The following is an 11,585-nucleotide window of genomic DNA, read 5'->3' as shown; positions in this document are numbered from 1 at the left end:
GGATTGCAAGCCGCAGCGCCTCGCCGCCGGAAAACCCGATGCCGCCCTCGCCGAGCGGCCGGCCGCCATAGGCCTCCGCCACCCTTCCGAGTCTGGCGGCATCCAGTGCATCGGCCACATCGCCGCGCAGCACGCCGGCTCTGCCGAGTGCGATATTCCCGGCAACGGTGCCGGCAAAGATATGCGGCTTCTGGCCGATCCACGCCATGCCGCTGCGCAATACCGCGGCGGTCTCATCCGCGAGCTCGACATCGCCGATGACGATGCGGCCGCCGGTGCAGGGGGCCAGCCCTGCCATCAGCGACAGGAGCGTCGATTTACCGGATCCGCTGGCGCCGAGAAGCGCCAGATGTTCGCCTGCAGCGATATCGAGGTTGAAACCGTCGAGGATCAGCGGTTCGTCTGCGCCATAGCGAAAGGCGAGATTGTCGAAGCGGATGGCCGGCGCCTCGGCGCGGGTAAGCGCCGCGGCCTCGGCCGATCCCCGGATCGGCAAACCGCCAGCAGCCAGAGCATCCAGCGCTTGCAGCGCCGCTTCGCCGGCCGCCCGGTCGTGCCAGACGGCCGAAAGCTCGCGCAGCGGCTCGAAGAAGGCCGGCGCCAGCAGCAGGATGAACAGTCCCTCGGTCAGGTCGAGCCGGCCTGCCCAGGCGCCGAAGCGGATCTCGCCAAGCAGGCTGAAACCGACATAGACGGCGATCATCGCCACGCCGAGCGCGGCGAAAAGCTCGAGCACGGCCGAGGATAGAAAAGCAATCTTCAGCACCGCCATGGTGCGCATACGCAGCGATTCCGCCTCGCGGCGCAGCCTGAGCGCGGTGGCCTCCACCGCATCGAGCGCCCGGATCGTCGCCAGCCCGCGCAGCCGATCGAGCAGGAAACCGTTGAGGCCACCTGTCGCAACGAGTTGTTTTTCGCTGGCCGCCTGCGCACGCCAGCCGATCAGCGCCATGAAGATGGGAATCAACGGCGCGGCGAACAGCAAAACCAGCGCGGCGATCCAGGAGACCGGTAGGATCGCGGCAAGGATGACCAGCGGCACGAGGCTCGCCTTCACCCGCGCCGGCTGGAAGCGGGCGAGATAGGGCACGATGAGTTCGGCCTGCTCGCCGATGACGCTCGCAGCTTTTCCGGAGGCCGGCCGGCCACGATCGATCGGCGACGACAGGCAAAGGGCCGCAGCCGCGACCTGCCGCCTGCGGCTGAGTTCGGCGCGCGCGGCACGAAAGGCGAGGCGGCCGCCGGCCGCGTCGAGACAGCTTCTTGCCAATCCGAGGGCGAGGATGCCGAAGGCCGGCCAGAGGACGTCGTGCAATCCGCCGCCATCGGCAATGCGGCCGATCGAAATGGCGAGCAAGCCGGCCTGCGGGATCCAGATGGCGGCGGCCAGCGCCTGCAGCATCGCCGCCCTGCGCAGCCCAGCTTTCGCCCCCTCACCGCGGGGCGAAACGGCATCGCCCTCCGGCGACCGCGTCTCTGATCCGTCTGTCGCGTCGAAGAAAGCAGTGCCCATGGCGCTAACTCTTGTTCGCAGGATTCGGCCGGCGGCTGCGGCCGAGCGAAACCACCCGGTCCTTGGCCTCCAGAAGCTTTGTCACTTTCGCGCCTAGCGAGAGTAGCGTTGCGAGCCTTTCGGTTTCAAGTTGTTTTACGTCTTCATACCAATGCGTCAGCTGCTCGATCAGCATGTGCATTTCGTTCATGCGCTGCTGCGCATGGCGTTCGGCCTCGCTGGCGGGACGCTGCATCAGGATTTCGCGCAGAACCGACAGCGTCGGATCGACTTCACGCTTCTTTCGCTCCTCGGCAAGCGTCCTCAATATCAGCCAGACATCATCGGGCGTCGTGAAGAAATCGCGGCGATCGTCCGGCTTGTGTTTGAGGAGGACGAGATTCCAGGCCTGCAATTCACGCAGGCTCATCGACACGTTGGAGCGCGAGATGCCGAGCGAGTCGGCGATTTCCTCGGCGCAAAGCGGCGACGGCGAGACGAAAAGCAGGGCATAGATCTGGCCGACCGTGCGGTTGATTCCCCAGCGGGAGCCCATTTCGCCGAAGTGGAGAACGAAGGACTGAACAAGAGGCGGCAGGTTCATCGTTGTTTCCGTTACGTCTGTGATTTCAGAAATTTCTGAAATCACTATACTCACTGTTACAGCTCGCCGACAATCGGCAAGGCGGCCCTGCGTCAATTTGGATGCCCGTTCGTCGATCGCGCGTCAGCTATAGCCTGAAGCAACATGGCTGGATTTGATTTGGGTCAATTCCGCCACACTTTACCGCGGTGACGCAAAAACGCCCGGCAATGCGTTACCGGGCGTTCCAATTGAACTGCGATGATGGATGCGACTGCCGCCGCTGGCGGGGCGGCCGGCTTAGATCACCCCGGCCAGGATGCCGACACCTGCTATGGCGGCAACACTGCCGGCTGCGCGCGTCACGAAAGCGCCCTGACGTTTGCCGGCACGGCCAATGATATAGCCGAGACCGAGGCCGGCGGCATGGAGAAACGCGGTCGCGATCATGAAACCGGCAGCATAAGCGGCCCCGCCGGCATCCTCCGGCATCTCCGCCCCGTGGGCATGCCCGTGAAAGATCGCGAAAAGGCCGACGACACCCATCGCAAGGGCGGTCGGGGCTTTGACGTTGAGCGCAACGATCGCGCCGAGGACGACGACGGAGAGCGCAATGCCGGTTTCAACGAAGGGAAGATTGACGCCGGCAACGCCGAGAGCACCGCCAAGCGCCATCACCAGAACGAAAGTCGCCGGCACCAGCCAGGTGGCGCGGCCCCCGAGCTGAAATGCGAAAACGCCGACCATCACCATGGCGAGGACATGATCGAGACCGGAAACGGGATGACTGAAGCCGTGCACAAAACCGGAGGTCTGACCAACACCGGTGTGCGCATAGGCGACGGCTGGAAGCGCGGCGGCAGCCAAGGCCAGCAGGCCGCTCTTGAGTGCTGATTTCATGGTTCATTTCCTCGTGAGGTTTCGAAATCCGGCGGCGGCGGCCGAACATAGGCCCGGTTCCAAGTCGCGCGCATCACGCTAGTTCAAAGAATTCGCGCCGTCAACGAAAATGCCGTGAAATACCAAGCCGATTCAATTGCTTATCTGATAGGCAGATGCCGCTTTCGATAGCGCCGCCCCTCACATCGGCCGACGCGTCGAGCCCCTTCGCGTTTTAAACAGTTTCTTCCGCGTGCTGGAAAGAGCCAGGCACAGCGGCTATCAATCCAGCCGAGGCGGCAGATCGCCGCGATGGAGGAGATCCCGATGACGAAGACCGAACGGCCGCTGGTAATCAGCGCCCCCGAGCCGCGCACGCTCGATCTGATCTTCACCGACAAGGCGCGCGCCGAACTGCATGCGAAATACGAAATCGTCGAGGCCGATCCCGACGATATCGCCGGCCTCGGCGACGAGACCCTCGGCAGGGCGCGTTACATCATCGGCCAGCCGCCGCTCTCAGTGGAAACGCTGGCTGGAATGCCGGCCCTGCGCTCGATCCTCAACGTCGAAAGCAATCTTTTGAGCAACATGCCCTATGACGTGCTTTTCGAGCGCGGCATCCATGTCGTGACGACGGGCCAGGTCTTCGCCGAGCCGGTCGCCGAAATCGGCCTCGGCTTCGCGCTAGCCCTGGCGCGCGGCATCGTCGATGCGGATGTCGCGTTCCGCCAAGGTGCCGAACTCTGGGGCGGGGAGGGCAATGCGAGTGCCCGGCTGATCGCCGGCTCGGAGATCGGCATCGTCGGCTTCGGCGATCTCGGCAAGGCGCTGCGCCGGCTGCTGTCCGGCTTCAGGGCGCGCATCAGGGTGTTCGATCCCTGGCTGCCCCGCTCGATCCTGGAGGAAAACGGCGTCGAGCCGGCAAGCCTGGAGGATGTGCTGACAAAGAGCGATTTCGTCTTCGTCGTCGCCGCCGTCACCAGTGAAAACAAGGGATTTCTCGGTGCCGACGCCTTCGCCGGCATGCGCCGCGGCGCGGCCTTCATCCTGCTCAGCCGCGCCGACGTCGTCGATTTCGAAGCGCTGATGGCGGCCGTCTCGTCTGGTCATATCGTCGCGGCAAGCGACGTCTACCCTGAGGAGCCGCTGCCGGCCGACCACCCGGTGCGGAGCCTGAAAGGCTTCATCCGCTCGGCGCATCGGGCCGGCGCGCTCGACAGCGCCTTCAAGAAGATGGGCGACATGGTGCTCGAGGACATGGACCTGATGGATCGCGGCCTGCCGCCGATGCGCTGCAAGCGGGCGGAACGCGAAACAGTTTCGCGCATGCGTTCCAAGCCTGTCGCAGTGAATTAAGCCGGCAGACGCGGGCCGCCTCAGGCGGCGCGCTGTTCGCTTCCCTGGATCGCGGCGAGCTTCCAGTCGGCGCCGGGCTTGCGCATGAAGGTCCAGACCTCGGTGCTTTCGCTCGGGCGGCGGTCGTCGCCGGAAACGACGCGACCGCTGTCGCGTTCGACCATGGCATCGATCGACGAGTAGCGCATGGCGAGCGTCGCATATTCCTGGCCGTCTTCGCGCCACGCCTCGGCAATGTCGCCCTGCAGCAGCTTGACGTCGGAGACCCGGTTGCGCACGCCGTTGGTGGCGTTTTCCCCAAGTTCCTCGGCAAGATAAGACATCGCCTCAGGCGTCGTCAGCCGGCGCAACGTGGCGTAATCCTCGGCACCGTAAGCGGTCTGAACGTCGGTCAGCAATTCCTCGAACTGATCGAGATCGGCCTGCGCCAGCCCGATCTCGTCGCTCGACCGGCTGCCGCGTGAGGACGAAGCTGAACCGGCACCCGAACCGATCGCCGGGATCTGGAAGGACGAATTGTTGGCGGGCGACATGTTATAGGACCGGCTGAAGGAGCCGCTCTGACCACCGGCGCCGTAGGAGGGCTGGCGGCGGTTGGCGAAATAACGCATGGCGAGCATGACGGCACCGCCGATCAGTGCGATCTGCAGCAGCATGCCGAGGAAGCCGAAGCCGCCGCCGAAACCGTGACCGAGCAGCATGCCGAGGAGGCCGCCGGCAATCAGGCCGCCGATCATCGAACGGCCGAAGCCGCCGAAGAGACCGGGGCGCTGGGCGCCGAAGGGCTGCTGCGCGGTCGCTGGCGCCGTGGTCTGCGGACGCGGCGTCATCGACCGTTCGATTGGCGCGGCAGGGGCGGGCGCGGTTTGGGTGACAGGCGGCGCCTGGAATGTGCGGGTACCGCGGCTTCCGAAACCACTGCTGCCGGCCCGGCGCGCTTCTGCATCGCCAAGGGAAGCAAAAACTGTAGCGCTCGTCAGAGCGGCAATCGCCGCGAACTTGGCAAAACGCGAAATGGCACTCGGCATTCCTGATCTCCTGTCATGCGCAGTCACGGCATGGTCGGGATAGGATATAGGTACTCTTTCGCAGGTTTGAAGTTTTTTCGCCGCTTACTGGCAGACATCGACCCAGCTGGCGCCGGTCAGCTCGGCCAGCCGCCCGGTTTCGATGCGCACCGCCGAATTCGTCGAGCCGGCGGCCGGCACGACTTCATTGAAGCGTTTCAGCGAGATATCGCAATAGATCGGCAGCGGCGAGGGTAGACCGAAGGGGCAGACGCCGCCGACCGGATGGCTGGTAACGGCCACCACCTCTTCGGCGTCGAGCATGCGTCCCTTGGCGCCGAACCTATCCTTGAACTTGCGATTGTCGAGCCTTGCGGTGCCGCCGGCAACGACCAGCATCATCTGCTCGCCGACGCGCAGGCAGATCGTCTTGGCGATCTGGGCAGGCTCGACGCCATGGGCCTCGGCCGCAAGCGCCACCGTCGAGGAGCTCTCGGCGGTTTCGATGATGTCGATATCGGGTGCATGCGCACGGAGGAAGGCGCGGACGGATTCTAGACTCATGATGCCATGCTAGACCAGCAAAAGCGCGATTTGAAGCACAAAAGCCACCCGCCGAAAACCGCCGCTTGCAAGTCTGACAGACATCGTCATAATAATTTTGCACACGTGCTCAATTTTGTCATTCGGCCGTTACATCAAACCCCTAGAGCGGACATCGTCACGTTTTCGTGGGGTTTCGGAGCGGCCATCATCAGCAGCGCTGACCCGCCAAGAGGCTTCACACTGCTCTTCTAGGGAGACGAAGAAGATGACCATCTTGCCGACACTGAAATCCCTCACCATTGCTGCCGCCATCCTGGCCTCCAGCTCTGCAATTGCGCTTGCCAAGGACGTTCACATCAGCGTCTGGGCCGGCGGCACCGGCCCGAACGACGTCTATCGCCTCGACGCCATCGAGATCGCAGCCCAGCAGCTGCAGCGCGAAGCCGCCCTCAAGGGCGAAGAGCTGAAGATCACCGTCGAGAAGAAGCCCTATTCCGCCTGGGAGGACTTCAAGCAGGCGCTGACCCTCGCGGCGGAAGCCAAGACCGCCCCGAACATCGTCGTCAGCGGCCATGAAGACATCGCGCCCTGGTCGCAGGCAGGCCTCATCGTCCCGATCGAGGATTATGTCGATCTCGACTCCTGGCCGCTCAGCGACATCTATGAAAACCTGTTGAAGATCGCCTCTTACAATGGCACCGTCTACGGCATTCCGCAGGATGCCGAATCCCGTCCGATGTTCTTCTGGAAGCCTTATATGAAGGCGATCGGCTACAGCGACGCCGATCTGGATGCGCTGCCGCAGAGTGTCCAGGACGGCAAGTACACCATGAAGAACCTGCTCGAAGACGCCAAGAAGATGCAGGACAAGGGCCTCGTCCAGCCCGGCTATGGTTTCTATCCGCGCACCAGCAACGGCCCCGACTACTGGCAGTTCTACACCTCGTTCGGCGGCACGATGGAAGAAGACGGCAAGCTCGTTTTCGACAAGGCGGCGATGACCCGCACCTATCAGTTCTTCGCCGACGCCGTGAAATCGGGCGTCACCAAGAAGAACCACATCGGCATGCCTGGTGATCAGTGGTGGAAGGAAGTCGCCACCGGCAAGGCCGGCATCTGGGACGCCGGCACCTGGCACTATGCCCGCCTCGTCAACCAGGAAGGCCTCAAGGACTTCTTCGGCAACGTGATCTTCACGCTGATCCCCGCCGGCGAAGGCGGCAAGGCCAACACGCTGACCCATCCGCTCGTCTATCTCCTGACCGCAGGTCACGACCAGGAAGACACCGAGATCGCCGCCCAGCTGGTGAAGATCGCCTCCGAGCCGCGCACCAACGCGCTGCATGCGGTCAAATCGGCCCATCTCGGCATCTCCAAGTCCGAATCCACCGTCGAGTTCTACTCGGCCGACCGCTGGACCCGTGAAGCCACCGAGCGCCTGCTGCCGCATGCCAATGCGATGCCGAATAATTCCGATTTCGGCAAATATTGGAACATCATGTGGAAGAACCTCGAAGCATCCTGGACCGGCGCCAAGACCGTCGACGCCGCGGTCGGCGATGCCGAGAGCGAACTGAAAAGCACGCTGGGCGACAAGATCGTCATTCGCTGAAACACCCCTCCGGGTGGCGGCAAACCCGCCGCCCGGTCGGTTCCGCGAGGAGGCCTTCCATGAAATCGTCCAGAACGCTCGGACTGGTGATGATCGCGCCTGCGGCGGTCATGATCATCCTGTTCTTCCTGATGCCGGTGGTTCTGACGGCGGTCTTCTCAATGACCAACATGACGACGGCGACCGGCATTTCCGGCGGTGTCTACCAGATCGCGCCCAGCTCCCTGATCGCGCTGAAATCGGCGATGCCCGAGATCGCCACCGAGATGGCCGAACCGCGCTACACCATCGACGAGGCGGGCCTCGCGGCCGTCGAAGGCCTCGGGCTTGCGCCGGGGATTGCCGCGGAATTGCGCGCCAAACATGCAGGCGAGGTCTTCCCGGCACGCCGCGACGTCGAGCGTATGATCAAGGATCTTGCCGAGCGGCCTTCGACACGTGAGGTCAAGCAGATCTCCGAACAGTTCAACCGCTCCGTGCTCAACACCCGCTTCGACAGCAAGGAGCAGCTGTTTTCGGCGCTGGACGGTCTGGGTTTCAAGCTGACGCCGGAGCAGAAGGAAACCGTCGCCAAGATCACCTATACCGGCTGGACATGGACATCAGACAATTTCTCACGCATGGCCAGTTCGCCCGACATGGCGCGTGTGCTATTCAACACCGTGCTCTATGTCGCGCTGGTGCTGACGCTGTTCAATGTCGGTTATGCCCTGCTGCTCGCCATCTGGACGCATTACATGCCGCCGACGTCCGCCTCGATCTTTCGCGGTATCTGGCTCCTGCCACGCATCACGCCCGTCGTCATCTATGTCATGCTGTGGAAGTGGCTCGCCTGGGACAGCGGTTTCATCTCCGTTCTGATGGGCAAATTCGGCTACCCCCCGAAGAACTACCTGCTCGATACCGCCTATAATGCCTGGTTCTTCGTCGTGCTGATCAACGGCTTCATCGGCGCCTCGATGGGCATGCTGGTGTTCTCCTCGGCGATGAAGGCCATTCCGAAGAGCCAGTTCCATGCGAGCGAGGTCGACGGCGCCTCGCGCTGGCAGCAGATCCGCTACATCATTCTGCCGCAGATGCGCTGGCCGATCCTCTTCGTCACCTGCTACCAGACGCTGTCGCTGCTCGCCTCGTTCAATGAAATCCTGCTCGCCACCAATGGCGGACCGGGCAACGCCACCGAGGTCTGGGCGCTCTCCGCCTATCACACGGCGCTCCGGAATTATGCCGGCAATCTCGAATATGGGCTCGGCGCCGCCATGGCGCTGGTGCTCGTTGTCATCGGCGTGGCAATGTCGCTCCTTTATCTGCGTGTCTTCAACTACGGCACCCTTGTCGCCAAGCCCCTGATCGAGGATTGACCATGGCAGAACACGCGCAGCCCTCGGCAAATTACAGCAACTGGCCTGTCATAACGGCGCTGACCATCGTCAGCCTGCCGCTGCTCCTGATGTATGTCTATCTCTTCCTCGATACCGTGACGGTGAAGCAGCCGGATGCGCTACTGCCCTCTGGCCTGACGCTCAATCACTGGCGCTTCCTGTGGCAGACGACGGCGGGTAAGGCGAATATCTGGCAGGTGACGCTGAATACGCTGCTGTTTTCGGCCTGCACCACCAGCCTGGTGCTCATCGTCTCGTCGATGGCCGGTTACGTCCTGTCGCGGCTCAACGTGCCGGCGCGCGGCTTCTTCCTTGCCGGCGTCATGGTGCTGCACGCCTTCCCGTCGGTGACGCTGATCATCGCCATCTTCATCGTGCTGCAGATGATCGGCCTCTATAATTCGCTGATCGGCGTCATCCTGGTAAAGGCGGCGATCGACCTGCCGCTCGGCATCTGGCTGATGAAGGGTTTCTACGACACCGTGCCCTGGGAAATCGAAATGGCCGGCGTCGTCGACGGCGCCTCGCGTTTCCGCGTCTGGCGCAGCCTCGTGCTGCCGCAGGTCAAACCAGGCATCATGGCGCTCGGCCTGTTCTCCTTCCTCTCCGGCTGGGGCGAGTTCATCCTGCCGCAGGTGCTGGCGCCGGGCAACGACGTGCAGGTGCTGTCGGTCTACCTCGCGGGCTTCCTTGCCGACGACAACAATTACGATTTCAATATGTTCAAGGCGGTCGGCCTCTTCTACCTCATCCCAGTGCTGATTGCTTACGCGCTCTTCAACAAATATCTCATGAACATCTACGGCGGCGGGAGCAAAGGCTGATGCGCATCCTCCTCGACAATTTCTCGAAGAGCTTCGGCTCCACCAAGGTCATCGACAACATGCAGCTCGAAGTCGGCGACGGCGAGATGCTGGCGCTGCTCGGTCCTTCCGGCTGCGGCAAATCGACCACGCTTTTTGCGGTCTGCGGCATTCACCGGCCAACCAGCGGACGCATCCTCTTCGGCGACCGCGACGTCACCGACCTGCCGAGCCAGGCCCGCAACGTCGGCGTCGTCTTCCAGTCCTATGCGCTTTATCCGCACATGACGGTCGCCGAAAACATCGGTTTCCCCCTGAAGGTGAAGGGCGTGCCGGCCGCAGACATCCGCAAGGAGGTCGACCGCATTTCCGCACTTGTTCATATCGGCAATCTCATGGAGCGCCGGCCGGCGCAGCTTTCCGGCGGCCAGCAGCAGCGCGTGGCGCTGGCGCGCGCGCTGATCCGCAAGCCCGACGTGCTGCTGCTCGACGAGCCGCTCGCCAATCTCGACGCCAAGCTGCGCCTCGAAATGCGCTCGGAAATCCGCCGCCTGCAGCGCGAGACCGGCATCACCGCCATTCTCGTCACCCATGACCAGGTTGAGGCGATGAGCATGTGCGACCGCATCGCCATCATGAAGGAAGGCGAGATCGTCCAGATCGCCACACCGGCGGAAATGTACAATGATCCGAAGACCGCTTTCGTCGCCGGCTTCCTCGGCAACCCGCCGATCACCTTCCTGCGCGGCGTCGTCGACAAGGGCGCCTTCGCCATTCCGGAAAGCGAAATCCGCGTGCCCTTGCCAGGTTCCGTCGGCGCCGCCGAGGGTACGAAGCTGATGCTCGGCGTCCGGCCGGAGCATTTCACCCCGGCAGGCGACGTCACTGTGTCCGGCAAGGTCACCTTCGCCGAAACGCAAGGGCGCGAGAACCTCTACGACGTGGCGCTGGCCGGCGGGCCGCTGCTGCGCTCGATCCAGCCGGTGCGCAACGACATCCATGTCGGCGACGACGTCCGCTGGGCGATCGACAGCCGCGGCGTCTTCGTCTTCGACGAAAATGGCAGGAGGCTCTGATGACCCGCGATTTCCAGGCATTTTTCGAGCGTTACGGCTGGCCGGCCGCCAAGGGCCGGCTTCCCTTCTGCATCGGTCATCGCGGCGCCAGCGGCCATGAGCGCGAGAACACGATCGCCGCTTTCCGCCGCGCTGCCGAACTCGGCGCTGAGATGTGGGAGCTCGACACGCAACTGACCCGCGACGGCGTGGTCGTCGTCTCGCATGACGATCATCTCCAGCGCGTCTTCGGCGTCGACCGCCGCATTTCCGACATGACCGCCGCCGAGCTCGCCGCCCTCGACGGTGTCGACGTGCCGCGTTTTTCGGAGGTCGCCGCTCTCGGCCGCGAGACCGGCACAGGTCTCTATGTCGAGCTGAAGGCATCGGGAACCGGCCTGCTCTGCTGGCGCCATCTTGCCGAGATGAACCAGCGTTTTGCCTGCCTCGGCTCCTTCGACACGGCGCAGGTGCGCGAACTCCGCGACGCGAGCTGCGACTTTCCGCTTTCGGTGCTGATCCGCGTCGGCCACGATCCGCATGCGCTGGGTGACGAGGCCGGCGCCGATATCCTGCATCTCTGCTGGGAAAGGGCAGGCGAGCGGCCGCAGGATCTGGTAACCGAGGCCTTGATAGGCCGCGCCTTCGAGGCCGGCCGCGAAATCGTGCTCTGGCACGAGGAGCGGCGGACCATCCTCGACGACATCATGACGCTTCCGGTTCTCGGCATCTGCACCGATCTTCCCGATCTGATGCGGCCGTCGGCAGAGAGGGAAAAAGCAGTTGCCAGACAGGGATAAGGGACCGCGCAAGGTAACCTCCTTCGACGTGGCGCGTGCGGCGGGCGTCTCGCGCGCCGCCGTGTCG

Annotated in this window: 11 protein-coding genes; 6 read left to right on the top strand and 5 right to left on the bottom strand. The window is 63.6% G+C overall.

The features are described 5' to 3' along the window. The 3 genes from cydD to AF337_RS22050 form a co-directional block, all read right to left on the bottom strand. Nucleotides 1–1,513, bottom strand: a 1,513-nt coding sequence (cydD, locus tag AF337_RS22060) for a thiol reductant ABC exporter subunit CydD (RefSeq protein WP_049733821.1), incomplete at its 3' end; no start/stop codon positions are given. Nucleotides 1,514–1,517: 4 nt separating this feature from the next. After that, the gene (locus tag AF337_RS22055; RefSeq protein ID WP_049733820.1) at nt 1,518–2,096 is read right to left on the bottom strand and encodes a GbsR/MarR family transcriptional regulator; all 579 of its coding nucleotides are present in this window, start codon (nt 2,094–2,096) and stop codon (nt 1,518–1,520) included. 279 nt (nt 2,097–2,375) lie between these two features. Then, nucleotides 2,376–2,975: a HupE/UreJ family protein gene (locus AF337_RS22050; protein WP_049733819.1), complete on the bottom strand. Its 600-nt coding sequence runs from the start codon at nt 2,973–2,975 to the stop codon at nt 2,376–2,378. Between the two features lie 306 nt (nt 2,976–3,281). Here AF337_RS22050 and AF337_RS22045 point away from each other — a divergent pair, with 306 nt between their 5' ends. Next, entirely contained in the window at nt 3,282–4,313 is a 1,032-nt protein-coding gene (locus AF337_RS22045; protein ID WP_049733822.1) for a hydroxyacid dehydrogenase, read from the top strand. Between the two features lie 20 nt (nt 4,314–4,333). Here the strand turns inward: AF337_RS22045 and AF337_RS22040 are convergent, their stop codons facing one another. Both AF337_RS22040 and AF337_RS22035 read right to left on the bottom strand, forming a co-directional pair. After that, entirely contained in the window at nt 4,334–5,341 is a 1,008-nt protein-coding gene (locus tag AF337_RS22040) for a Tim44 domain-containing protein (protein WP_049733818.1), read from the bottom strand. Nucleotides 5,342–5,425: 84 nt separating this feature from the next. Then, entirely contained in the window at nt 5,426–5,884 is a 459-nt protein-coding gene (locus tag AF337_RS22035) for a YbaK/EbsC family protein (protein ID WP_049733817.1), read from the bottom strand. Nucleotides 5,885–6,131: 247 nt separating this feature from the next. On the opposite strand from AF337_RS22035, the gene AF337_RS22030 reads away from it, so the two are divergent. Genes AF337_RS22030 through AF337_RS22010 form a run of 5 tightly spaced genes read left to right on the top strand, consistent with a single transcriptional unit; the run spans nt 6,132 to nt 11,518 of the window. Further along, nucleotides 6,132–7,478: an extracellular solute-binding protein gene (locus AF337_RS22030; protein WP_049733816.1), complete on the top strand. Its 1,347-nt coding sequence runs from the start codon at nt 6,132–6,134 to the stop codon at nt 7,476–7,478. Between the two features lie 59 nt (nt 7,479–7,537). After that, nucleotides 7,538–8,839 (top strand): carbohydrate ABC transporter permease, encoded by a 1,302-nt coding sequence (locus AF337_RS22025; RefSeq protein ID WP_049733815.1) that lies wholly within the window; start codon nt 7,538–7,540, stop codon nt 8,837–8,839. A 2-nt stretch (nt 8,840–8,841) separates the two neighbouring features. After that, nucleotides 8,842–9,684, top strand: coding sequence for a carbohydrate ABC transporter permease (locus AF337_RS22020; protein WP_049733814.1), 843 nt, complete (start codon nt 8,842–8,844; stop codon nt 9,682–9,684). Continuing rightward, nucleotides 9,684–10,739 (top strand): ABC transporter ATP-binding protein, encoded by a 1,056-nt coding sequence (locus AF337_RS22015; protein WP_049733813.1) that lies wholly within the window; start codon nt 9,684–9,686, stop codon nt 10,737–10,739. The genes AF337_RS22020 and AF337_RS22015 overlap by 1 nt, the downstream gene beginning before the upstream one ends. After that, nucleotides 10,739–11,518 (top strand): glycerophosphodiester phosphodiesterase, encoded by a 780-nt coding sequence (locus AF337_RS22010; protein ID WP_049733812.1) that lies wholly within the window; start codon nt 10,739–10,741, stop codon nt 11,516–11,518. Before AF337_RS22015 ends, AF337_RS22010 begins: the two co-directional genes overlap by 1 nt. Nucleotides 11,519–11,585 lie beyond the last annotated feature (67 nt).

Source organism: Rhizobium ecuadorense (assembly GCF_001187535.1).
GTDB classification, from domain to species: Bacteria; Pseudomonadota; Alphaproteobacteria; order Rhizobiales; family Rhizobiaceae; genus Rhizobium; species Rhizobium ecuadorense.
Note: the sequence above shows the minus strand (reverse complement) of the source record. Positions and strands in the feature narration are given on the sequence as shown.

Coding starts and splice junctions, on each gene's coding strand:
- AF337_RS22010 (WP_049733812.1), top strand. CDS start 10,739: ATGACCCGCGATTTCCAGGCATTTTTCGAGCGTTACGGCTGGCCGGCC.
- AF337_RS22050 (WP_049733819.1), bottom strand. CDS start 2,975: ATGAAATCAGCACTCAAGAGCGGCCTGCTGGCCTTGGCTGCCGCCGCG.
- AF337_RS22040 (WP_049733818.1), bottom strand. CDS start 5,341: ATGCCGAGTGCCATTTCGCGTTTTGCCAAGTTCGCGGCGATTGCCGCT.
- AF337_RS22015 (WP_049733813.1), top strand. CDS start 9,684: ATGCGCATCCTCCTCGACAATTTCTCGAAGAGCTTCGGCTCCACCAAG.
- AF337_RS22020 (WP_049733814.1), top strand. CDS start 8,842: ATGGCAGAACACGCGCAGCCCTCGGCAAATTACAGCAACTGGCCTGTC.
- AF337_RS22055 (WP_049733820.1), bottom strand. CDS start 2,096: ATGAACCTGCCGCCTCTTGTTCAGTCCTTCGTTCTCCACTTCGGCGAA.
- AF337_RS22025 (WP_049733815.1), top strand. CDS start 7,538: ATGAAATCGTCCAGAACGCTCGGACTGGTGATGATCGCGCCTGCGGCG.
- AF337_RS22030 (WP_049733816.1), top strand. CDS start 6,132: ATGACCATCTTGCCGACACTGAAATCCCTCACCATTGCTGCCGCCATC.
- AF337_RS22045 (WP_049733822.1), top strand. CDS start 3,282: ATGACGAAGACCGAACGGCCGCTGGTAATCAGCGCCCCCGAGCCGCGC.
- AF337_RS22035 (WP_049733817.1), bottom strand. CDS start 5,884: ATGAGTCTAGAATCCGTCCGCGCCTTCCTCCGTGCGCATGCACCCGAT.